23 protein-coding genes are annotated in these 23,479 nt (G+C 33.6%); 10 read left to right on the top strand and 13 right to left on the bottom strand.

The window, feature by feature from the left end; all coding sequences use genetic code 11:
• Nucleotides 1-45: 45 nt before the first annotated feature.
• The 4 genes from ACQ5J2_RS15740 to ACQ5J2_RS15725 form a co-directional block, all read right to left on the bottom strand.
• A complete protein-coding gene (locus tag ACQ5J2_RS15740; protein ID WP_432671415.1) occupies nt 46-1,065 on the bottom strand; it encodes a COX15/CtaA family protein in 1,020 nt (339 codons plus the stop codon).
• A gap of 128 nt (nt 1,066-1,193) precedes the next feature.
• The gene (locus ACQ5J2_RS15735) at nt 1,194-2,609 is read right to left on the bottom strand and encodes a CCA tRNA nucleotidyltransferase (protein ID WP_432671414.1); all 1,416 of its coding nucleotides are present in this window, start codon (nt 2,607-2,609) and stop codon (nt 1,194-1,196) included.
• A 52-nt stretch (nt 2,610-2,661) separates the two neighbouring features.
• Nucleotides 2,662-3,228 carry an L-threonylcarbamoyladenylate synthase gene (locus tag ACQ5J2_RS15730; RefSeq protein ID WP_432671413.1) on the bottom strand — a complete coding sequence of 189 codons (567 nt, stop codon included), beginning with the start codon at nt 3,226-3,228 and terminating at the stop codon, nt 2,662-2,664.
• A 3-nt stretch (nt 3,229-3,231) separates the two neighbouring features.
• Complete coding sequence (locus ACQ5J2_RS15725; RefSeq protein WP_432671412.1) at nt 3,232-5,082, bottom strand: DUF3413 domain-containing protein; 1,851 nt, start codon at nt 5,080-5,082, stop codon at nt 3,232-3,234.
• A 500-nt stretch (nt 5,083-5,582) separates the two neighbouring features.
• Here ACQ5J2_RS15725 and ACQ5J2_RS15720 point away from each other — a divergent pair, with 500 nt between their 5' ends.
• Both ACQ5J2_RS15720 and ACQ5J2_RS15715 read left to right on the top strand, forming a co-directional pair.
• On the top strand, nt 5,583-6,905 hold the full coding sequence (locus ACQ5J2_RS15720; protein ID WP_432671411.1) for an IS1182 family transposase: 1,323 nt from the start codon (nt 5,583-5,585) through the stop codon (nt 6,903-6,905).
• A 4-nt stretch (nt 6,906-6,909) separates the two neighbouring features.
• A complete protein-coding gene (locus ACQ5J2_RS15715; protein WP_432673324.1) occupies nt 6,910-7,200 on the top strand; it encodes a transposase in 291 nt (96 codons plus the stop codon).
• On the opposite strand, the gene ACQ5J2_RS15710 is transcribed toward ACQ5J2_RS15715, so the two are convergent.
• Nucleotides 7,180-7,524, bottom strand: coding sequence for a hypothetical protein (locus tag ACQ5J2_RS15710; RefSeq protein WP_432671410.1), 345 nt, complete (start codon nt 7,522-7,524; stop codon nt 7,180-7,182). The genes ACQ5J2_RS15715 and ACQ5J2_RS15710 overlap by 21 nt on opposite strands.
• Nucleotides 7,525-8,111: 587 nt before the next feature.
• Between ACQ5J2_RS15710 and ACQ5J2_RS15705 the strand changes: the two genes are divergently transcribed.
• Together ACQ5J2_RS15705 and ACQ5J2_RS15700 are read left to right on the top strand one after the other, a co-directional pair.
• The gene (locus ACQ5J2_RS15705; protein WP_432671409.1) at nt 8,112-8,798 is read left to right on the top strand and encodes a class I SAM-dependent methyltransferase; all 687 of its coding nucleotides are present in this window, start codon (nt 8,112-8,114) and stop codon (nt 8,796-8,798) included.
• Nucleotides 8,799-8,818: 20 nt separating this feature from the next.
• Nucleotides 8,819-9,916, top strand: a complete 1,098-nt coding sequence (locus tag ACQ5J2_RS15700; protein ID WP_432671408.1) for a glycosyltransferase family 4 protein — start codon at nt 8,819-8,821, stop codon at nt 9,914-9,916.
• A gap of 38 nt (nt 9,917-9,954) precedes the next feature.
• Here the strand turns inward: ACQ5J2_RS15700 and ACQ5J2_RS15695 are convergent, their stop codons facing one another.
• Nucleotides 9,955-10,752 carry a glycosyltransferase family 2 protein gene (locus tag ACQ5J2_RS15695; protein ID WP_432671407.1) on the bottom strand — a complete coding sequence of 266 codons (798 nt, stop codon included), beginning with the start codon at nt 10,750-10,752 and terminating at the stop codon, nt 9,955-9,957.
• A gap of 45 nt (nt 10,753-10,797) precedes the next feature.
• Between ACQ5J2_RS15695 and ACQ5J2_RS15690 the strand changes: the two genes are divergently transcribed.
• A complete protein-coding gene (locus tag ACQ5J2_RS15690) occupies nt 10,798-11,613 on the top strand; it encodes a glycosyltransferase family 2 protein (RefSeq protein WP_432671406.1) in 816 nt (271 codons plus the stop codon).
• Nucleotides 11,614-11,628: 15 nt separating this feature from the next.
• Nucleotides 11,629-12,753: a glycosyltransferase family 4 protein gene (locus ACQ5J2_RS15685; RefSeq protein ID WP_432671405.1), complete on the top strand. Its 1,125-nt coding sequence runs from the start codon at nt 11,629-11,631 to the stop codon at nt 12,751-12,753.
• 4 nt (nt 12,754-12,757) lie between these two features.
• Here the strand turns inward: ACQ5J2_RS15685 and ACQ5J2_RS15680 are convergent, their stop codons facing one another.
• The 5 genes from ACQ5J2_RS15680 to ACQ5J2_RS15660 all read right to left on the bottom strand — a co-directional run bounded on the left by ACQ5J2_RS15680 (nt 12,758) and on the right by ACQ5J2_RS15660 (nt 17,109).
• On the bottom strand, nt 12,758-13,813 hold the full coding sequence (locus ACQ5J2_RS15680) for a glycosyltransferase family 9 protein (RefSeq protein ID WP_432671404.1): 1,056 nt from the start codon (nt 13,811-13,813) through the stop codon (nt 12,758-12,760).
• 378 nt (nt 13,814-14,191) lie between these two features.
• Nucleotides 14,192-14,821: a hypothetical protein gene (locus ACQ5J2_RS15675; RefSeq protein ID WP_432671403.1), complete on the bottom strand. Its 630-nt coding sequence runs from the start codon at nt 14,819-14,821 to the stop codon at nt 14,192-14,194.
• A gap of 172 nt (nt 14,822-14,993) precedes the next feature.
• Nucleotides 14,994-15,668 (bottom strand): hypothetical protein, encoded by a 675-nt coding sequence (locus ACQ5J2_RS15670; protein WP_432671402.1) that lies wholly within the window; start codon nt 15,666-15,668, stop codon nt 14,994-14,996.
• A gap of 156 nt (nt 15,669-15,824) precedes the next feature.
• On the bottom strand, nt 15,825-16,499 hold the full coding sequence (locus ACQ5J2_RS15665) for a hypothetical protein (protein WP_432671401.1): 675 nt from the start codon (nt 16,497-16,499) through the stop codon (nt 15,825-15,827).
• Between the two features lie 160 nt (nt 16,500-16,659).
• Nucleotides 16,660-17,109: a hypothetical protein gene (locus ACQ5J2_RS15660; RefSeq protein ID WP_432671400.1), complete on the bottom strand. Its 450-nt coding sequence runs from the start codon at nt 17,107-17,109 to the stop codon at nt 16,660-16,662.
• A 106-nt stretch (nt 17,110-17,215) separates the two neighbouring features.
• Between ACQ5J2_RS15660 and ACQ5J2_RS15655 the strand changes: the two genes are divergently transcribed.
• Entirely contained in the window at nt 17,216-18,760 is a 1,545-nt protein-coding gene (locus ACQ5J2_RS15655; RefSeq protein WP_432671399.1) for an IS1182 family transposase, read from the top strand.
• A gap of 217 nt (nt 18,761-18,977) precedes the next feature.
• Here ACQ5J2_RS15655 and ACQ5J2_RS15650 read toward each other — a convergent pair whose 3' ends face one another.
• Nucleotides 18,978-19,301 (bottom strand): hypothetical protein, encoded by a 324-nt coding sequence (locus tag ACQ5J2_RS15650; protein ID WP_432671398.1) that lies wholly within the window; start codon nt 19,299-19,301, stop codon nt 18,978-18,980.
• 744 nt (nt 19,302-20,045) lie between these two features.
• Between ACQ5J2_RS15650 and ACQ5J2_RS15645 the strand changes: the two genes are divergently transcribed.
• The 3 genes from ACQ5J2_RS15645 (at nt 20,046) to ACQ5J2_RS15635 (ending at nt 22,479) form a co-directional block, all read left to right on the top strand.
• Nucleotides 20,046-20,351, top strand: a complete 306-nt coding sequence (locus tag ACQ5J2_RS15645; RefSeq protein ID WP_432671397.1) for a hypothetical protein — start codon at nt 20,046-20,048, stop codon at nt 20,349-20,351.
• 45 nt (nt 20,352-20,396) lie between these two features.
• Nucleotides 20,397-21,053: a hypothetical protein gene (locus ACQ5J2_RS15640; protein WP_432671396.1), complete on the top strand. Its 657-nt coding sequence runs from the start codon at nt 20,397-20,399 to the stop codon at nt 21,051-21,053.
• Between the two features lie 235 nt (nt 21,054-21,288).
• Entirely contained in the window at nt 21,289-22,479 is a 1,191-nt protein-coding gene (locus ACQ5J2_RS15635; RefSeq protein WP_432671395.1) for a Shedu immune nuclease family protein, read from the top strand.
• Nucleotides 22,480-22,638: 159 nt separating this feature from the next.
• On the opposite strand, the gene ACQ5J2_RS15630 is transcribed toward ACQ5J2_RS15635, so the two are convergent.
• On the bottom strand, nt 22,639-23,454 hold the full coding sequence (locus tag ACQ5J2_RS15630; RefSeq protein ID WP_432671394.1) for a 2,3,4,5-tetrahydropyridine-2,6-dicarboxylate N-succinyltransferase: 816 nt from the start codon (nt 23,452-23,454) through the stop codon (nt 22,639-22,641).
• Between the last annotated feature and the right edge of the window lie 25 nt (nt 23,455-23,479).

The following is a 23,479-nucleotide window of genomic DNA, read 5'->3' as shown; positions in this document are numbered from 1 at the left end:
TAACGTTGTAAAGATGTTAACTGTTTTTTTATTTGTTTAAGTGAGTTATTTGCTTAGTCGATGCAATGTGTAAGTCATTGCGGTTAGTAGAAAGAATGCCATAATTTGATGGGCTAAGCCTAACCATAAAGGAACGTGTTCTAACAATGTGAAAACTCCTAGAGTAAATTGCAGGAAAACAAATAGTAAGAGTACATTCAGGCCTCTCTTTTGACTAGTAACAAGGATAAATTTTCTTGATTTGTAGTATAGAAATAAAATAAGTCCAACAACAAAATAAGCAACTGTTCTATGTACAAATTGAACACCACTTTTGCCTTCAACTAAATTTAAGAACAAACTAGGTTGTTCGATTAAAACCGTTTCATGCATAAACTTTCGTTCACTCATCATTGGCCAATGGTTGTGAATTAATCCCGCATTTAACCCTGCAACGAATCCACCATAAATAATTTGTAGTAGTAAAACTGCTAGAGCCAATCGAGCTGTATTTCGAAGAGAAACAAACACGGTTTGACGTTCTGGATAAATTAAATCTAAAGCTACCCATAATGTATAGGCAAAAGTGATAAAAGCGAAGGTCAAGTGAAGTGAAAGTCTAAAATGGCTTACATCGGGATTGTCAATTAGGCCACTTCTTACCATATACCAGCCTAAAAAGCCTTGAAAAGCTCCCATCGATAAGAGAACAATACATTTTTTTTTAGTTGCGGCATCCAATCGTTTTCTAATTAAAAAATAGACGAAAGGAATGATAAAAACCAATCCAATTATCCGACCGATAAAGCGATGAAACCATTCCCAGAAATAGATGAATTGGTAATCGTCAAGTGTAAAATCATTGTGAATATTGATTTTCTGATACTCTGGAAACTTCTTATATTCATCAAAGGCTTGTTGCCATTTTTCATGGCTTAATGGCGGAAAAGTATCGGTAACCAAATGCCAGTCGGTCATTGACAATCCTGAGTCCGTTAGTCGAGTTATTCCGCCCACCACGACCATAATAAACAATAATGCACATCCTGAAAGTAGCCAAATTATGACTGATTTATCTTTTTTCATTTTTATTTAATTGGAAAATAGTACCAAGTAGAATCATTATTATTTTACTAAAAAAAATTGCAGTTATTAACCGCTGATAAGAAATATAAAAGTACAATTTTTATAAAATGCGAGTAAACAAACAATCGTTAATCTTTATTTAAACCCATTTTAATCGCTTTCTTAGTTACAAACTCTAAAGCGGCTTCATATTCGTTTGGAATTGTTCCTTCTAAAATTGCCTCTTTCACAGCTTCTTTTAGAGAGCCAATTTCTCTACCGGGTTGCAAATTAAAAAGTTCCATTATTTGTTCGCCAGAAATGGGCGGTTGAAACTTTCTTACATGATCGCGTTCTTCAACTTCAACAATTTTTTTTCGAACAACATTAAAATTATTATGGTATTTTTTAAACTTCGAAGGATTTTTGGTAGTAATATCAGCTTCACACAACGTCATCAAATCATCGACTTCTTCTCCAGCATCAAATACCAATCGTCTCACGGCTGAATCCGTAACTTCTTCTTGAGCCAAAACTATAGGTCGCGAACTCATTATTACCATCTTCTGAACAAATTTCATCTTCTGGTTCAAAGGCATGTGAAGGCGTTCGAAGATTTTCTTAACCATTTTTCCTCCCAAAAATTCATGACCGTGAAAAGTCCAACCTTGTTTTTTTGTAAAACGTTTTGTTGGTGCTTTTCCAATATCGTGCAATAAGGCAGCCCATCGAAGCCAAACATCATCCGTATTTGGAGCAATGTTATCAACAACCTCTAGGGTGTGGTAAAAATTATTTTTGTGTGTATGTCCTTCAATTTCTTCTACCTGATTTAAAGCGGTCAATTCAGGCAAAATATAATCGAGTAATCCTGCTTTATATAACAATAAAAAACCGTTAGAAGGTTTGTCCGTCATCAAAATCTTATTCAATTCATCAACGATCCTTTCGCCAGAAATGATTTTAATTCGGTCTTTGTTTTTAGTAATTGATGCAAACGATTCACTTTCAATTTCAAAACCAAGTTGAGCCGCAAAGCGAATTCCTCGCATCATTCTCAACGGGTCATCCGAATAAGTCACATCAGGACTTAAAGGCGTTTTGATGGTTTTATTTTCTAAATCTACTAAACCATTGAAAGGGTCAATTAGATTTCCAAAAGTTGACTTATTCAACGATAACGCTAGTGCATTTATAGTAAAGTCACGCCGATTTTGGTCGTCTTCCAATGTTCCGTCTTCAACTAAAGGTTTCCGACTTTCAAAATTATACGATTCCTTTCGAGCACCAACAAATTCAATATCGGTATCTTCAAAGCGCAACATTGCTGTTCCGTAATTTTTAAAAACTTGTACTTTGGGATTTTTCGGAAGTAATTGGGAGACTTTTAAAGCAAGTTCAATACCGCTTCCTACCGCTACAATATCAATATCTTTTTTTGCAGTTCGGTTTAAAAGTAAATCCCGAACAAATCCACCAATGACGTAACTCTCAACTTCAATTTGTTCGGAGGCTTTTGCAATAATATCAAATATAGGATTATCTAAGGCTTTCTTGTAGTTCATTATTTATTTCTAGGTTAAAGTTTAAAGTTTAACTTTTGCCTAAACTTAAAACTTACTTTCTAATCACTTTTACTTGCAAATCATTGGTCAACTTAATAATTGTAGAAGGTTTTCCAGCGATTTTTTCGTGATGCAAATTTACAACATAGTCAACGCCTTTTATAATTTCAGGGCTGATTTCTTTAAAACTTTTTGGAGTAGGTTGTCCGGAAATATTTGCGGAAGTTGAAACCAATGGTTTTTTCATTCGTTCCAATAATTTATAGCAAAATGGCTCTTTTACCAATCGCATTCCTAAGCTTTTGTCTGCCGAAATCAAGTTTGCAGCGACATTTCGTGGATTGTCTAATATTAAAGTTGTTGGGTTGTCGGCTACTTCAATTATTTCCCAAGCTACGTCAGGAACTTCTCTAAAAACATTATGAACCATTCGGTCACCGTTCATTAGCACAATCATACTTTGCGTTTCTGCTCTTTTTTTTAAGGCGTAAATTTTTGCAACCGCCTCTGCATTTGTGGCATCACATCCAATCCCCCAAACTGTATCCGTTGGATAAAGTATTATTCCGCCGTTTTGAATAACTTCAAACGCATTGTGAATTTCAGCATTAATATCCATGACTTATTTCTTTTTATAAAATTTATTAACTGTTTGTATTCCTTCAAGTACCAAGTTATAATTAATGTTCTCGTCGCTCAGCTTATTGAGTTTTTTATCCATAACATTCAAATTTCCTGATGGAGATATGGTCATTATTTTATCGGATTCTATGATTGAAAATTTTTGATTATAACCACAAATGAAATACTTTCTCCTGTTTGTAATGGTAAATAAGTCTTCACCATAACTGTAATCAGAAAAATTATTCTTTACACCTAAATAATTACTTAAAATTGTTGGTGCTAAATCATAATGCAAAGTAAGTTCAGTTTCGGTTTTGGGTGGTTTAGTTGCATCAAATAGCATCATAGGTACGTGAATTTGATAATTGCCAAAGTTACTACCATGTTGCCAATACCCTTTTTTCAGATCGTTAAATTCCTGACCGTGATCACTTGTAATAACAATGATTGAGTTTTCTAAAAGGTTCTTGTTTTCTAGTTCAACCAATACTTTTCCAATTAAACTATCCACATAATGCAATGCATTTTTATATCTGTTTATCAATAATGCGGGGTTGTAATCATCATCTAAAGCTAAATAATTTACACTATCTAAATCGGGTGAAAAAGGTTTCTTGTAAGTAGGAGGATAATCAAATCCATGAGCGGAATCATAAAAAAGAAAACTAAAAAAAGGTTTGCTTGTATCTTGCTTTTGTATCGTTGAAATAAACAAGTCATTAATTTTTTGATCGCGTTCTGACGGTGTTTTTCCTTCCGTAAATAATGGAAATGAATGGATATTGGCAAATACATTTCTATTAAATGGAGGATTTTCAAGGGTTGAACTTCCAAATATATGAAACTGATACTGTTGTTTTTGTAATTCGGTCATTAAAACGGGTGGAAGTTCTTGTGACGTAAAGTTGTAAAAATAAGTAGCGGGAATTCCATAAAAAAGAGAAAAAATTCCTCCAGTTGTCATATTTGAACCGCTCATGTGATTATTAAATACACTAGCTTTTTTCGAAAAGGAATAAATATTAGGTGTTATTTTGGGAGACATATAATCAAAACGCCACGTGTCAACCACGATATAAATAATGTTTTTATGTGTTGCATTTGTAGCTGTAATTTCCTTTAAAGGATAAGCAATTGTACTGCTGCTAAAATTAGTGTTGACCGATTTGTTTTTTGTACGTTCTAAATCAATTAAACCCAACTGGAGCATTAAATCGTCGTCTACTAATGGGAAATAAATTGGGAAAACCTCTTTAGTTTGCGTAATCGAACCATAATAATTAGCATCTGACCAAGCATAAATTACGTTTCCGAAAAGAGTACATAGTAAAAATACAAAAAGAGAAATCTTAATTTTCAAATCATTTCTTTTCTCCATGATTTTTCTCGCTATAAAATGAAACAAGAGTTGGAGAAGTACCAGTAGAATTACAAATCCTATTGCAACAAGAATGTTTTCTGCGGAAAACTGAAAAATATCGCCAGATCGCTTTCCAAATGCCATTTTTAGTACCATTGGAGAAATATGATAGCGAAATTGACTAAAAATGATTGTATCTACTTGAATATACAGTAACCATAAAACGGATAATATGACATTGAACCCGATTACAAGCATTCTTTTTCTAGTTATTAAATAAAGAATTATTGAAATTAAAATAGGTAAAACACTGATGAGTATAAAATGACTTAAACTAGTAACAACAAGATAAAACAGCGTTAACGCATCATTTACATCTTCTAAAAAATACAAATATTTTACTGAGATTATAAAGGTAACAAGACAATTTAGTAAAAATACGATGTATAATTTTTTGAAAAAATATTTAAAACTGAGATTAAGAATCATAAATTTTTTTTTGTAAATATAAATAAAGCTCATATAATTTTAAATGTATTTTTTAGAAGTTATTATAAAAAAAATTTGGGTTTGATTTTTAATAAAATCAAACCCAAATAATAATTTAGAGTTTATGTAATTACCTCATTTAATTTAATTACCAATTAATGTAATGATCCCATCGATTAGAAGAATCGTCACCATTAACTTGATGATGTATAGCTCCTTCAATATTTACTGACCATACAGGTGCTGAACCAAAACCTATAATGTATTCATTTACTTGTAAAACCCTTCTGATATTTCCAATTGCTGGATTGCTACATTCATAATTTCCATTAATAGAAAATGTAGCGCTCCCAGCATTAGAAAATATACCTGAAGTAGCTGAATAGTATCCGCTTAAATTGTAGGTTAATAAACGTCAGTCTGTGAAAAAACCTCCGTTTTATTACTTCCAAATATATAAAACTATTTGCATAAAAAGACAGGATTTCGTATTTTTAAACATGCAGCACATCACCGGAATTTCCCGTAACCAAATGACCATAGCGTCTTTAGAATCTAGTATTTCTACCGATAATCCCATTCGATTTATAGATGCCTTTGTAGAGAATATCGACTTGAAAGCCTTAGATTTTACAGTACAAACCCTAAAATCAGAAGGTAGACCAAGTTTTGATACCAAAATCTTCCTCAAACTCTATTTGTACGGCTACCTTAACGGACTTCGTAGCTCTCGAAAACTGGAGAAAGAGTGCGTCAGAAATACTGAAATGCAATGGCTTTTATGTGGACTCGTTCCCAATTACCATAGCATATCGGACTTTAGAATGCAAAATCCAAAAGGACTGAAAAAACTCTTCAAACTTTTTGTGTCCTTCCTTAAAGATGCCGATTTAATCGCAGGAGAAACCATCGCCATTGACGGGACCAAAAGCAGAGCACACAACAGTAAGAAAGCCAACTTTAGCCAGAAGAAAATAGACCGGCACTTGGCTTATATTGAAGAAAAAACGCTAGAGTATTTGACTGACTTGGAGCAAAACGACAACCAAGAAAACAGCACCAAAATCACAAATATTCAAGCCAAAATAGAGCGGCTGAAAACCAATAAAATCAACTATGAACTTTTGGCTGATAAACTAAAAGAAAGCGACGAACCCCAGATTAGTACGACCGATGAAGATGCACGAGCCCTTTTGGTACAAGGAGTTGTGGTAGAAGTGAGTTACAACATTCAAGCAGCAGTAGATAACAAACATAACTTAGTGGTTGCCACTCATACAATCAATCGCAACGATTTAAACGCTTTAGGAGCGATTGCTTTGGAAGCCAAAGAAAATTTGCAAGTCGAGACCATGACCGTTTTAGTTGATAAAGGCTACCACAACGGGCGAGAAATCGCCCAATGCAAAGAACATAATATTACCACCATTGTCGCACATCCTACTCCAGGAAGAAGCAAAGAAAGCGTGACCCAACCCGAATATTTGGTAGCTCAATTTAAATACAATAAATCAGACGACACCTATACATGTCCCCAAGGAGAAACCTTAAAAACCACAGGAAGATGGCATAAAAAAAGCGGTAGAACCGAGCAAAGCGGTTATCAATTTAAGAAATACCGAACACCAGCTTGCAAGGAATGTCCCGTAAAACATTTATGTACCAGTAGAACTGCAGGACGCGAGATTGATAGGAACGAATATGCCGACGCCGTGGAAGAAAACAACAAACGCTACCAAGAAAACCCACAATTGTATCGAACCAGACAGGAATTGGAGCATAGCGGAAATCATGAAGACCAAAAAAACAATAAAAACGCCTGAATAAATTAATGAACACATTTTTGGCACCATTAAACGCCAATGGGGTTACAACCATACCAACTTAACGGGACTTGAAAAAGTAAATGGCGAACACAGTTTAATCATGCTGGTTTACAACATCAAACGCACGATAAATATCTTGGGAGTTCCTGATTTAATTGCCAAACTTAGGAACTGGAAGTCGCCTTACAAGACCAAAGTCTTGCTTTTCTTAAAAAGGACTTATATAACGCTTTTTAGAGCTTGGATAAAAAATCAACTAGACTATTACAACCTAAAAATCAGCATAGCTTAAAACAGATTTATATAGGTATGGAAGCTGAATTTTGTTGCGAAATAGAAGTAAAAAGGGTTGTTTCACAGCCTGACGTTCTGTACTATTTGCATCTGCCCAACCATTACCTGCATCATAACTCATTCTAAAGTTCATTGATAATTCACTGTAAACAAATGAATTAAAACTAGATTGTATAGCTTTTAATTCATGTACGAGACGGAAATTCAATGGTTTGCTAACAGACTCGCCACATCCTTCTCTATAGGTTTTTCTTTTAAACTGTATATATTCTTTGTAAGTACCATTAACTCCAAAGGTTTTACCTTGTAACTTTTCATTCATAGGAATATTTACAACTTCAGAAGTTCCAATTTTTTTAGCATTTAATAAATTTGAAGAGTTTGTTTCGTAAAATGTGCCATCTTTAAAGCTTACAATATTATCACCAATTTTAAATTGTAAGTTTTCATTAAATATGGCAATTAATGCTAAGGGTAAAGCATCTGTTTGCTTTCTGTTTAATGTGTTGATATTGTTTAACAGTGAATTATGACCTTCACGACTAATCTACTCTTGAAAATCTTCATTATCCTTTAATTCGGATAAACTGTTGAGCGTTTTTTCAAATTCAGCCTGATTTTTAAAAGTAACTAAATCTTTTGTCACTTTTGTGGAAAGTGTACTAGAATTTTCGTCAGTAACATTGTCATTTGAACATGATACTAAAAAAAACAATGTAAGAGCGGTAAAAAAAAAGTTTTTTCATAAATGTACAATTTAAGTTAAAATTAGTGACAAACGTAAAAAAAAATAAATATCTATATTTTTTTTAATTAAATATTTTTATTGTATCGAGTAGAAAAAAGGTACTTAGAAAATTTAATTGTTAAATCAATTTAAAAAAGTACTTTTGTTTAAAAAAAGACATAATGTTTATAGATAGTTTAGATTTATTTTTTAAAAAAATTTTCCAGCACAAAAATGAAGTTGTGCCTGCTTTTATATTAAGTAATTTATATCATCAAGGGAAGTATTTGCCTTATACAAATGCTTCTTTAAGTTTTAAGTTATTGGCGAATATAACCAATGATATTATTATTAATAATAAGAAATCTATTCTTGAATTTGGTTCTGGAATATCAACAATTATCTTTGCAAGGTTAATAAAGTTGAATAATCTAGAGACTAAAATTATTTCGATTGACGAATCTGCAGAGTGGATATTAATTGTAAAAAAATTATTAAAGGATGAAGGAATCGAAAATGTTGTAACTTTTATTCATGCACCAACTATTAAAAGTTCTCAGATGGATAAGTCATTTGAGTACGATGAAAATATAGTGAGCAAAGAACTAGGAGACACAAAATTTGATTTAATTTTGATAGATGGACCAATTGCTTGGTCATCAAAAAAAAGATATAGTAGAGCTAGTAATATAAAACATTTTATAAATAATTTGGATGCGTCTTTTACAATTTTTGTTGATGACACAAATAGAATAGGTGAGAGATATTTAGTTAAACAATTAAAGAAAAAATTAAATTTGAAACCTAATAAATTAGATGCAACGTTTATGTCATTTACTGAAGGAATGATGTTTAATTATGAGATTTAACAAAATATAATTTTCACTGCATGAGATTAATCCAGTTTACAGTATCAAAGGTATGGAGAGGACATGAACAAAAGATAATATACCTCTATGAAACTTTTAGAGATAATCATTATATTGAGGATCAAATTATTGTTTGTCCATTAGATTCAGAAATTTATAAAGTTGCATTAGAAAAAAAGTTAAAAGTTATAACTATTGATGTAAAATCAAAGCTTAGAGCAGCAAAAGAACTTAAAATGATTGCTGACGATTTTAATAGTGACTTGCTTTTTATACACAATAGTAAAGCGCATACAATTTCAGTACTTGCAGGTGTTTTTTATAATTTGAAAATACCAATGGCTTTGTGCAGGACTTTAATAGTAAGAGTTGATACTAATTTTTTCAGAAAGTGGAAATATAATTATGAAGGTATAAAAAAAATTATTTGTATTACACAACCTGTAGTTGATGTGCTTAAATATGCGGTTAAAGACCATAGTAAGCTTAGTATTGTAGGAATTTTGACAGATATAGATAAATTTAAAACCTCTAAAAAAACGGGAAAACTTCATAAGGAATTAAATATACCTAATGATTATAAGATAATTGGTAATATTGCTGCATTTACATGGTTTAAAGATCATTCTACTTGGTTAAGAACAGTAAAAGAATTAAAAGACAGAAATGTGAATGCTAAATATGTTCTTGTCGGAAAGGGAGAAAAAGAGGCAGAAATAAGAAAGCAAGTCAAAGAATTAGGATTGGATAATGATGTGTATTTTCTCGGCTTTAGAAAAGATATTGAAGAAATAATGCCAGAGTTAGATGTATTGCTTTTTACGTCAAATGAAGAACCTGCTGGAGGAGTTATTTTGGAAGCATATGCTTGTAGAACACCTGTAGTTGCGACAAATGCTGGTGGAATTCCTGAAGTTTTAATAAACAATGAAACCGGCTTAATGGCTGAAGTAGGAAATCATATTGATTTTGCTAATAAAGTAGAAATTGTCCTAAACGATAATCAACTTAGAGAGAGATTAACGGAAAATGGTTATAAGTTTTTAGAAGAGAACTATACAAAAGAAGTAATAGGTAAAAAAATGATTGCCGAATTGAATTTAATTATAAAAAAATAATTTAAATAATTTTTATTTTTTTATTTCTTCTGTCTTATTTAAAATTTATTTTCTCTATATAATCTATTCAGTTCTTTATACCTCGAAGAGACACTTAGTGCATTGAGATAACAAATAATAATTCCTTTTCGACCATCTAAAATGCCTAGTCTAATAAGGTATTGGTATAAAAAATTATAAATAGAATGGCCGTATTGGTGAAAAAAAGTGGGCTTAAATCCGATTTGGTATTTTTCCATAGCTTTTAATTTCCCATAAGCAACCATCTTGTTTTTGTAGGAATTATAATCCGCATAAGAATAATGCACCAGACGATTTTTAAAATAAGCGATTTTACCGTCTACATCGAGTTTTTCATGGACTAAACGTCTATGGGTGTATCGACATTTGTCTTTTTTAAACAATCGAAAAATTCGATCGGTTTGCCAACCACTAAAACGTAAAATTTTCTTTTTAAAATAAAATTTCCTGTAAAATAAGTACGCACTTACATCGTCGTCCTTTTTTACAGTTTCTATAATTTCAGTTTTTAATGGGGGAGTCAGACGTTCATCGGCATCAATAAATAGAATCCAATTGTTTTTTGCTTGCTCAATTGCGTAATTTCGCTGTGTGGTATAATTTTCGAATTTGTGTTCAAGAAATTTTACATTTTTAAACGATTCACAAATCGACTTTGTTCGGTCTGTACTGAAAGAATCTACGACGATTACTTCATCAGCAAAGCCTAAGTCGCTCAGTAACTCGTACATATGAACTTCCTCATTCAAGGTGATAATCAAAACCGAAATATTGTTGCTTTGTTGGCCGTTCATTAATAACGATATATTCAACAAATATAAAATATTTACTATTTTTGCAAAGCAATAATTAAAAAAAATATGAAAATTTCTGTAATAATGAGCACTTATAATGCTGAAAGTTGGCTGGAAAAAGTTTTGATTGGTTTTAGTTGTCAAACTTTCACTGATTTTGAAATCATTATTGCAGATGACGGTTCAAAAGAACCAACGAAGTTATTAATTGAACGTTTGCAAAAGGAAATGAATATTCCTATAGTTCATGTTTGGCAAAAAGACGATGGTTTTCAAAAATCACAAATACTTAATAAAGCCATTATAGCTGCTAAAGGAGATTATCTGGTTTTTACAGATGGCGATTGCATACCCAGAAAAGATTTTGTGGAAACGCACAATTACTATAAAGAGGAAGGCTATTTTTTGTCTGGTGGTTATTATAAATTGCCTATGAATATTTCATTAGCGATTACAAAAGAGAATATTTTGAACCAAGATTGTTTCAATGTGAAATGGTTAAAATCCCATGGAAAAATTTCGAGCAGTAAAAAAATGAAATTGATGACAAAGGGCATGCTATCTAAGTTTTTGAATAAAATAACTCCCACCAATGCTTCCTGGAACGGTCATAATGCTTCTGGTTGGAAAAAAGATTTGGTAGAAATAAACGGTTTCAATCAAGAAATGCAATATGGTGGTCAAGACCGAGAATTAGGCGAACGCTTGTTTAACAAAGGATTGAAATCAAAGCAAATTCGGTATTCTGCGATATGTGTGCATTTAGACCACAAAAGAGGGTATGTAAACGAAGAAACTTGGAAGAAAAACTTCAATATTAGAGAAAACACCCGGAAAAATAAAGTTATCAAAACTCCCATTGGTATCGAATCCAACCTATAAATTAAGATAACCATTATGCGTATTTGTATCACTCGTTCCAGTCGTTTTGCTTATTCAGAAACATTTATTCGGGACCAAATTTCTTGTATTTCAAATTGGGCAGAAATACACACACTTCACAGTGGACGACTTCCCGAAAAGAGCGAAGATGGCAAACAATTAAATTCGAAAGTTTTCTGGGTTTTACATAAAATCTTGAAAGGCGTTGTAGGTCGGAATAATTATTTTGGCGAATACGGTGTCAAAAAATACCTGAAAGAAAACAAAATTGAAGTTGTTCTTGCTAATTATGGAATGCCTGCTTCACACATGGTTTCGGTTTGCAAACAATTGGGAATTCCTTTACTCGTTATCTTTCACGGTCACGATGCTACAGACAAAAAACTGTTAGAAGAATACAAAGACAAATACATCCAGCTTTTTGAATATGCGACTTACACAATTGCCGTTTCAGAAGAGATGAAAAAACGTTTGATTATCGCGGGAGCCGTTCCTGAGAAGGTAAAATTAATTCCTTATGGCGTTGATATTACTAAATTCAAACCGATTGAAAATAACGTAAATAAAAACACTTTTCTTGCCGTTGGACGATTTGCTGGAAAAAAAGCACCACTTACTACAATCAAAGCTTTCAATAGGGTTTTGACACAATTTCCAGAGGCAAAATTGGTAATGGTTGGTGGGAAAACAGGATTATATGCTGAATGCGAAAAACTCGTAGCCACTTTAGGAATTCAAAATGCGGTTGAGTTTACAGGGATTCAAAATTCGGAACAAGTGGCTCAAAGAATGTCGGATGCGCTTGCGTTTGTGCAGCATTCTATAACCGCTGCTAATGGTGATATGGAAGGAACGCCTCTGGGAATTCTGGAAGCTAGTGCTTCAGCTCTTCCAATTGTCAGTACGTTACATGGTGGAATTAAAGAAGCCGTAATTCATAATGAAACCGGTTATCTTGTTGAAGAAAATGATGAAGAGGGAATGGCAAAATACATGATTAAATTACTAGAGAATCCTGAACGAGCTAAAGAAATGGGTATCAGTGGTAGAAATCACATCGCTAAAAACCACCACCAAGAAACGCAGGTTCGGAAAATATATGAGCTCGCTGAGTTGGCGGTAAAAAATGCTCACAAGTAGAAATCTAGTTTTTTAAATACTTTTTAAGCATTGGAAAAATGAGAGAAGGAGTAAAGAGTTGGTACAAATTCAAGGCTTCTTTTTTCATCACTTTTGGAGATTTGTCGCCGTATATTTCGGGTTTAAAATCTTTTAAATGAACCGAAACAATTGTACTTCCGTTTTCAAATGAGTTCCAAGACTCTTTTTTTATCCATGTGGAGAAAATCGTAAATGTGGGAATATCCAAAGCTTTCGCCATGTTTACAGCGCCACCTTCATTACCAATCAAAGCGTTACAATGAAGGGTTATCGAAAGAAACTCTCGAATGCTTCCGGGAATTAAATCAATTTTTATGTGCTTTTGGGTTTCTTTTTGGCACAAATCATAAATGGCTTTCGCTTCTTTAATTTGAGACGGCATATAGTTGAATAGGAGTGTAGCATTCGTTTCTTCTACAATAAAATCCAGTAATTTGGCCATGTATTCAAATGGGTAGGTTTTATTTGTCCCGCTTCCTAGAACGCCAATCATGTAGATTTTTTGAGATAAATCGATGTTGTGGTTTTGCAGTATTTTCTTTCCGTTTTCAATTTCGGTTTCCGTCAAAAAGATTTTGGGTTTTGCATTCAACACAATTGAATTATCAAGTGCTCTTACTAAATTCAACCTACTTTCGATAGCCAAACCTGCATTAGAATCAGTATGTGAAACCGTATTTGTGGTTTTTGTATAGATGAAATTGGTATATGATTTTTGAAAACCAATCTTTGTTTTGGCACCCGAAAATGCAACGATTAAATTACTTTCCAACTTTCCGTAAGCGTCTAGAACCAAGTCATAATGCGACTTTCTGATGGAAAGAAGAAATTTTAAAAAGGCTTTCTTGCTTGTACGGTATTCATCTTTAAAGAGAATCAGGTTGTCAATATTGGGGTTTTCTTCTACAACTGGTTGTGTAAACGGATAAATCAAGTAGTCTATTTGCGACTTAGGATACATCGTTTTCAGGTTGTTGCAAATAATGCTACTTGCTAGAACATCGCCTATCATTTTCTGTTGAATAACCAATATTTTCATCTGTCAAAACTAATTAATTGATTTGATTTATGCTAAAGTGGGGTTTGGTTTTTTACAGCAAAGCTTGCAAAGGTTTTTTTACCGGGAAGTTCGCAAAGTTTTATTTGTTATCTGTTTTGGTTTTTTTTGCTCGATTGACCCAGAAATTTTTGAATGTATCTAATAGAAGTACCACCTTCTCATAAATTTGACAATCCAGCTTACCCAATCGTTTTTATAATCCGTCATTGCGAGGAACGAAGCAATCCTATATAATCGATACGTGTTACTTTAGAGCTTGTGTTTAAGTTTTTCCGCTTGACCTATCCTAAGCTATTCACAGGACGCTGACGTGTGAGAGGCTCTCCCTGCTAATTTCTAGCGGGGCAGTCTACTCGATTAGTGGATGTTTTTTAATTTTTTAATGAGTTTCGGTGCTAGAAATAATAATAATCCAATGAACAAAAAAATCAGTGCACTTTTTGAAAGTGCTCCAGATTCTTTCATATGACTATCATATTCCGATTCATATGGTTGTTTATGCTTGATTGAATTAATAATTACAGTTATTGCTTGAAAGCTTTTCCTATCGTTATTAGGTAAATCGAAGTATTGAATGTTTATCCAACCCTTTTTGCCCAAACTCTTTATTTCAAATAATGATTTCCCCATTATTGAATATTTAGCTAAAGAGTAATTTCCCGATTCTTTTATAATTAGAGTGTCGGCATTTATATCTTTTGTCATTATTTCGTTTAGGCTTGTCAGAACTTTTTGAGAACTTTCCAGTCCAAATTCAGGCATTTCATAATATTGATATTGGATTTTTGGAAACTTCTCCAAATCGATAGAGTCAGTATATATTTTTCCAATTTCGTGAAAGTTCTCATATTCAAACTTTCTGTTTTGTTCAGTGAAGTAATTAAATTCACTTGGTACGGAAAAAATCAAATCCCTTAATTCAACTTGCTTTTGAGCAAATAATGAATTGGATAGAATTATGATTAAGATTGTAATATTTTTGTTCATTCTCAATTTTGGTTCAAATGTTACCTAACTACTAAATATACCTAAGTTTATACAACTTTTCTCATATTATTTTCATCTACCCTTATAACTAGAGGACTTATAATTTTATCTACAGTTTGAGAGGCTCTCCCTGCTAGTTACTAATGGGGCAGTCTACTCGATTGCAGTTATTTTATTCGGGTTTAATTTCCATTGTTGCTTCATTACTTTCTATTCCTTTTTCTGGTTCTTTCAGTAAAACTAATTTCTTATTAACATATTTTGTCCAATCTACTGAAAAATATTGTTTTTGTCCTAAAACGCTGTCAGGAACAATTTCGAAACTTAAACTCTTTATTGAATTTCCTCCACCAATTGATGTTCCATAAAATGTCGAAGGATTAAATCCAACAAGATTTTTGTCAAGATTTTTACCGTCTAATTGTTCAACTATTGGTCTTGAATATGTTTTGTTAAAGGTCCATTCATTTAAATAGCCAATTCCATTACTGTCAACAGTTAGAATGTTGTCTTTTACGTTGGATAAAACGAGATTTATTTCGCCTTTATATCCATTTGGAACTTTAATTGTCAAAGTCGGTGAGTATAATTGATAATGGAAAGCTAAAAATGAAATTGTTGTCGTGATAAATAATATTGTCAAAAACGATGTTTGTTTAAAAACTGATTTCAAAATTCCACTCAAAATTAAACAGACAATTATAATTCCGATTGTCATCATTCCGCCTAAAAAAAGCCCAGACAAAATCATTCCGCCTGGAATATTTGACAACTTAAAAAGCAAAGTTGTCAATAGTCCAACCGATAAAAGGCCGAATATGATTTTTAGTTTACGGTCTGTTCTCATAATTGCTCATAACTACTAAATATCCCCAAGTTCATACAACTTTTCTCTTATTATTTACATCTACCCTAATAACTCGAGGACTTTTATTTTCATCTACAGTTTGAGAGGCTCTCCCTGCTAGTTTCTAGCGGGGCAGTCTACTCGATTGCAGTTATTTTATTCGGGTTTAATTTCGATTGTTGCTTCATTACTTTCTATTCCTTTTTCTGGTTCTTTCAGTAAAACTAATTTCTTATTAACATATTTTGTCCAATCTACTGAAAAATATTGTTTTTGTCCTAAAACGCTGTCAGGAACAATTTCGAAACTTAAACTCTTTATTGAATTTCCTCCACCAATTGATGTTCCATAAAATGTCGAAGGATTAAATCCAACAAGATTTTTGTCAAGATTTTTACCGTCTAATTGTTCAACTATTGGTCTTGAATATGTTTTGTTAAAGGTCCATTCATTTAAATAGCCAATTCCATTACTGTCAACAGTTAGAATGTTGTCTTTTACGTTGGATAAAACGAGATTTATTTCGCCTTTATATCCATTTGGAACTTTAATTGTCAAAGTCGGTGAGTATAATTGATAATGGAAAGCTAAAAATGAAATTGTTGTCGTGATAAATAATATTGTCAAAAACGATGTTTGTTTAAAAACTGATTTCAAAATTCCACTCAAAATTAAACAGACAATTATAATTCCGATTGTCATCATTCCGCCTAAAAAAAGCCCAGACAAAATCATTCCGCCTGGAATATTTGACAACTTAAAAAGCAAAGTTGTCAATAGTCCAACCGATAAAAGGCCGAATATGATTTTTAGTTTACGGTCTGTTCTCATAATTGCTCATAACTTATAAATATACCCAAGTTTATAAAACTTATCTCTTATTATTTTCATCTACCCTAATAACTAGAGCACTTATAATTTTATCTACAGTTTGAGAGTCCCTCCCTGCTAGTTTCTAGCGGGGCAGTCTACTCGATTGTAGTGCGTTATTTTATTCAATATTACTCGTATAATTTGCGATTGCTTTTAATTCCGCAATTCCATCTTCTTTTTCCGCTAATGATTTTAATTCTCGACAAAAGACATCTATTGCGTTCGGTTCAATAATTAATTCCATTGAGAGTTTGTCCTTTTCTTCTTTTCGGTATTCAGTTGATACATTTTCTTCCATTGTTATTAGAACTCCGCATTTTCCAGTCGGTTCAATCTTATAAAATTCCATTTCGAAATATGCATAACTATCTTTTTCTCCGCAAGAATGAGAGACTTTATCTTTTCCAAATGAGAAATCATTCAGTTCGTTTACAAATCCGAGTAAAGATTCAGACAATTCATAAACTTCTGTAATTCCAGAATATCGTCCGTTATTTGCTGAAATTCGCATTTCAAACATATCATCATCTTTCCAGATTACTTCAAATTTTAAATTTCTATTATTCATTTTCTATAATGCCCTACAACGTCAGTCTGTGAAAAAACCTCCGTTTTATTACTTCCAAATATATAAAACTATTTGCATAAAAAGACAGGATTTCGTATTTTTAAACATGCAGCACATCACCGGAATTTCCCGTAACCAAATGACCATAGCGTCTTTAGAATCTAGTATTTCTACCGATAATCCCATTCGATTTATAGATGCCTTTGTAGAGAATATCGACTTGAAAGCCTTAGATTTTACAGTACAAACCCTAAAATCAGAAGGTAGACCAAGTTTTGATACCAAAATCTTCCTCAAACTCTATTTGTACGGCTACCTTAACGGACTTCGTAGCTCCCGCAAACTCGAAAAAGAATGCATTCGAAATACCGAAATGCAATGGCTTTTGTGTGGCTTAGTTCCCAATTACCATAGCATATCGGACTTTAGAAAACACAATTCAAAAGGACTGAAAAAGCTCTTCAAACTTTTTGTGTCCTTCCTTAAAGATGCCGATTTAATCGCAGGAGAAACCATCGCCATTGACGGCACCAAAAGCAGAGCACATAACAGTAAGAAAGCCAACTTTAGCCAAAAGAAAATAGAGAGACACTTGGCTTATATTGAAGAAAAAACACAAGAGTATTTGACTGACTTGGAGCAAAACGACAACCAAGAAAACAGCACCAAAATCACAAATATTCAAGCCAAAATAGAGCGGTTGAAAACCAATAAAATCAACTACGAACTTTTGGCTGAAAAACTAAAAGAAAGCGGAGAACCCCAGATTAGTACAACCGACGAAGATGCACGAGCCCTTTTGGTACAAGGAGTTGTGGTAGAAGTGAGTTACAACATTCAAGCAGCGGTGGACAATAAACACAATTTAGTTGTAGCTACTCACACTATAAATAGGAACGATTTAAATGCTTTAGGAGCGATTGCTTTGGAAGCCAAAGAAAATTTGCAAGTCGAGACCATGACCGTTTTAGTTGATAAAGGCTACCACAACGGGCGAGAAATCGCCCAATGCAAAGAACATAATATTACCACCATTGTCGCACATCCTACTCCAGGAAGAAGCAAAGAAAGCGTGACCCAACCCGAATATTTGGTAGCTCAATTTAAATACAATAAATCAGACGACACCTATACATGTCCCCAAGGAGAAACCTTAAAAACCACAGGAAGATGGCATAAAAAAAGCGGTAGAACCGAGCAAAGTGGTTATCAGTTTAAGAAATACCGAACTCCAGCCTGTAAGGAATGTCCCGTAAAACATTCATGCACCAGCAGAACAGGCGGAAGAGAAATAGACCGAAGCGAATATGCCGATGCCGTGGAAGAAAACAACAAACGCTACCAAGAAAACCCGCAATTGTATCGTAAACGGCAGGAGATAAACGAACACATTTTTGGCACCATTAAACGCCAATGGGGTTACAACCACACCAACTTAATAGGACTCGAAAAAGTAAACGGCGAACACAGTTTAATCATGCTGGTTTACAACATCAAACGCACGATAAATATCTTGGGAGTTCCTGATTTAATTGCCAAACTTAGGAACTGGAAGTCGCCTTACAAGACCAAAGTCTTGCTTTTGCTGAAAACGGACTATTTAAAGCTTAAATTAAGCCTTGTTTTCTGCCCACTTAAATCTGCAGCCTAAAAAAAAGGCCTTCTTAAAAGGCCTGATTTGGGTTGTGGTAAAAGAAAAATGTGGGAATTTTAAAGAAAAAAGAGGTTATTTCACAGCCTGACGTTTCGCTGCTTTGAGATGGCTGGAAGTTCGTAACCGCTCAATTTTCCGCTTAACGAAAACTTGATACGGAACGATAATTCCACTAAATTCCAGCTAGCTCAAAATGGCGGTTAGCAATAGTAGTTTAGATTCTGTTTTTTACTAATCCTACCACGAGTGTTGAGCTTAGTGTGATTAATAATATAATAATTGCGACGGGGATATTATCTCCTATTCCAAAATTTAGTTCTTGATAAAGTATGTAAAAATCGTATAATCCATAAAATAAGAAGATAATACTTATTGTAACCAAAACTATAGTTGTAAAGCGTAGAACTTTTCGATGTGTAATTTTGGTATTATCTATTTTTTTAAAAGCAGTTAGTAAAATTGGAGTAAGAATGACAAAAATAAATATAAAATAATCTGTAATTTCTACTTTTGAATTATGACCAGCTGCACCAACCATTAATTTTGCAAAGAAAATTAATAGTATAATCAAAACTAAAATTATTCTGTAAACGTAAAAACTGATTTTATATATTCTGTTCATCCTGTAGTCCTTTACTATTATTGCTAACTACTAAATATCCTCAAGTTTATACAACTTTTATATATTTTCAAACCCAAATATACACTTTTCTATCTTTTAAATACAATCCACCACAAATCACTCTTTGCTCGACGTTTTTCTCTTGCTGTAATTCTAGTTTTTTTACGAACTCAAAAAACGCCCAATTACATTATTTCTATTTTTTAGTACTTGAAACAGCTCTTTTTTGCTAAAAATTAATCATTATAAATTATTCCTTACATAATTTTCAAAGAAAGGCAACTAACTAGCAGTCAGAAAAATAATTGAAAAATACCTACTTATAGGGAGTTTTTTATAGATAATTGTTTTCTAAATTTACAAAACCAGTTTGATATACAATTGAAGAGGTATTCAGTGTTAATTGTTAGCTACCGAATGTTCTAAATTTTAAATACAAACTCCGTATTGCAGCCCTACGAAATGGAGCAATGCATTACTAACCGCCTTATTAATTTAAATAAATGCCAAGATGAGTCTGCAAACTAAAAATAATACCACTATTACTTCCTACACTTATTTACTCACCTTCGGGTGGTATCCCAAGGGTTTCACATTGCTTAGGTAAAGCGGGGTTAGGTTTCCCCTAAAGTAGAACACGTGTTTTTTGTGCTTTAAGACGTGTATTTAGGGTTCTGGGCTCAAGCCCAAGAGTTGTGGGCTCAAGCCCGAGAGTTGTGGGCTCAAGCCCAAGGGTTGTGGGCTCAAGCCCAAGGGTTGTGGGCTCAAGCCCAAGAGTTGTGGGCTCAAGCCCAAGAGTTGTGGGCTCAAGCCCAAGAGTTGTGGGCTCAAGCCCAAGAGTTCTGGGCTCAAGCCCGAGAGTGCTGGGCTCAAGCCCAAGAGTTGTGGGCTCAAGCCCAAGAGTTGTGGGCTCAAGCCCAAAGCTACTTTTTAGACAAAAAAGGCACAAATAGTACAAACAAATGATATAATTATCAAATTTATAAAGTAATAATTTAATATGTAGAACTTATGCCAAACGAAGGACCATTTCCTAGTAAAGAAGCGGACAGAGATGCCCATTTTAAAATTGTTGTTCCTTATTTAGAAGAGAACGAGACGCGTTTAAATGTTTCAAAAGCTAATAATACTGAAGCAAAAGCAGATTTATTGAATTGGGAAGATTGGTACAAACAGTCTAAGGACAAAAATAAAAGTACCACACTAATAATAGCTAATAAAAATAGTGCTGACAAGAAAATGAAGGATACGTTGCGACGTATCTACAAAGATATCCCGCAAAGTGCCTTAACAGATGATGATAGACTTATCTTAAGTTTATTGGAGCGAAGCACTTCGCATACACTTTCGCCTATACCTACCACATATCCTTTGGTAAAGGTAAATAACAATATTCGTTTAGAACACACCATCTCGTTTACAGATGAAGATGGAAAACACGGAAAACCTATTGGTGTGAGAGGTTGTCAAGTTTGGTACAAAGAAGGTGAGCCTGTTCTTTCTGTAAAGGAATTGCGGTTCTTGGGTACTGATACGGCTTCGCCTTATTTAGTAAAGTATGATGTAACGGATGCCGGAAAAATGATTCACTACTGGCTTCGCTGGGAAAATACCCGTGGCGAAACAGGTCCGTGGAGTACGGTAACATCCGCCATCGTAGCAGGATAGTGTAAGCCTAATAACCCACAGTTATTATGCGTTTTTTATAATGCGAAAGCCCTAATTTCTTATATAGAAGTTAGGGCTTTTTATGTGGAGGGGGGAGAAGTAGATGTTGGGAAACGTAAAGTATGGTTGCAGGGAAGGGAAATTGTGTATATTTGGGAAACAATTGTAGTTGACACAGGTGAGATGCTTGTGGTAGCATGACAACTGTAGAAAAAAAATTGCTAAAAAATGAAATATGGAACAAGAAAATAAAGACCAATTTTATGCCTTACAAAGAGCATTAGACAAAACATATTTTTCTGAATCATTCAACGCACGTTTTGATAAAAATAGTAAGAGGTTCGCTCATAAATTATTAGACCACGAAGGAACTGAATATATCGTTAAAGACGAAAAAAATATAGGGATAACTTTTAGTGGCAAAAGACAACTAAAAGCTTTGTTTTTAGAAGATAATAGAAAAGTTGAAAAATTAATAATTCAGCAGTTTGGAACTAAAGACAATCCAATTAAAAACAGTTTGAAAGAAACATCTTTTCGAGGAAATGAAGTTGAAAGGCTTTACCTTTTTTTAAAAGGTTTGAAAGAAGTAGATTTTCCAGACGATAGCAAATTTAACGTTCAAGATTCTGAATTAGCGAAAATGCTTCTCAACAAAAATCAAGCAAGTAGACTCATTGAAGATAATCTGGATTTACTACAAGATGCTTTAAATAATAATGTAACGACTAAAGATTTAATAAACTTTGGTTATCGAAAAAAACAGTTAGAAATATTTTATAATCTATTATCAAACTCTGAATTTTTCTCGGAATTCCAACAAAAATTAGAGGATGAATCGGCTAAAAAGGTTTCAAATGAACAAGTTTGGCAGAAATTTTTTGAAAAAAATTCTTGGATACTTGGTTACGGATTAGACTATATATTTAATTCAGAATTAGACACAAAAAAATTGGAGCAAATAACTTCTGGTTCAAATTTTAGTTCAGGTGGTAAGCGAACAGATGCACTATTAAAATCTTTGGGAGCAGTTAACTCATTATGTTTTTGTGAATTGAAACTCGCTGATGACGAATTATTAAAACAAGTAAAAGCTGCATATCGTGGAGAGTCATGGCAGATTTCTGATTCACTTGCAGGAGCGATTGGCCAAGTTCAAAGAACAGTTCATAAAGCAATTCAGGACTTATCAACAAAAATTGAAATGACAGATAAGGAAGATAATTTAACAGGAGAAACGCTATATCTTTATAATCCAAAAGCATTCATCTTAATTGGAAATTTAAAAGAGTTTGAGATTGATGGCAAGATTAACGAAAAAAAGTTTTCCTCGTTTGAAATGTTTCGGAAGAATTTAAAAAATATTGAAATAATAACCTATGATGAACTTTATCAAAGAGCATATTATATTTGTCACAGTAAATAAACATAGGAAAAGGGCTGCACATTAAAGCTAGTATTTCTCCCTCTAGTTCTCCATTACATCAAGTACCTATTTAGTGTTTTCAAATACTTACAATCCAAAAGCCCTACTTTCTTACATAGAAAGTAGGGCTTTTTAGTATACTAATTTTAATCAAACGTTTTAAACCGCTACATCATATTCTCTCAAAGCGTCGTTCAAACTTGTTTTTAAATCCGTTGAAGGTTTGCGAGTTCCGATGATTAAGGCACAAGGCACTTGGTAAGAACCTGCGGCAAAAGTCTTGGTATAACTTCCGGGAATAACTACCGAACGCTCAGGAACAAAACCTTTTCTTTCGACAGGAGTATCGCCGGTAACGTCAATGATTTTTGTGGAAGCCGTCAAGCAAACATTAGCACCAAGAACAGCTTCTTTGCCAATATGAACACCTTCGACCACGATGCAACGGGAACCGATAAAAGCGCCGTCCTCAATGATTACGGGTGCGGCTTGAAGGGGTTCGAGTACGCCACCAATACCTACACCTCCTGAAAGATGCACGTTTTTGCCTATTTGGGCACAACTTCCTACAGTAGCCCAAGTGTCTACCATGGTTCCTTCGTCTACATAAGCACCAATGTTTACATAACTGGGCATCAATATCACACCTTTAGATATGTAAGCGCCATGTCTGGCAACGGCATTGGGTACTACGCGAATGCCTTTTTCGGCATAACCTCTTTTTAACGGAATCTTGTCGTGGTATTCAAAAATACCGGCTTCAAGGGTTTCCATCTTTTGAATAGGGAAGTAGAGCACTACGGCTTTCTTAATCCATTCGTTTACTTTCCAGCCGTCAGCTGTAGGTTCGGCAACCCTTAGTTTTCCTTGGTCTAATAGGTCTACCACTTCGCGAATGGCGGTTGTAGTTGCTGATTCTTGAAGCAAGTCGCGGTTGTCCCAAGCTTGCTCTATGATGATTTGTAAGTTTTCCATGTGTGTAAGTTTTTTACAAAGATAG

Origin of the sequence: Flavobacterium sp. SM2513, assembly GCF_050908145.1 — a bacterium.
Taxonomy (GTDB): Bacteria; Bacteroidota; Bacteroidia; order Flavobacteriales; family Flavobacteriaceae; genus Flavobacterium.
This window is presented reverse-complemented; position numbering and strand designations above follow the sequence as displayed.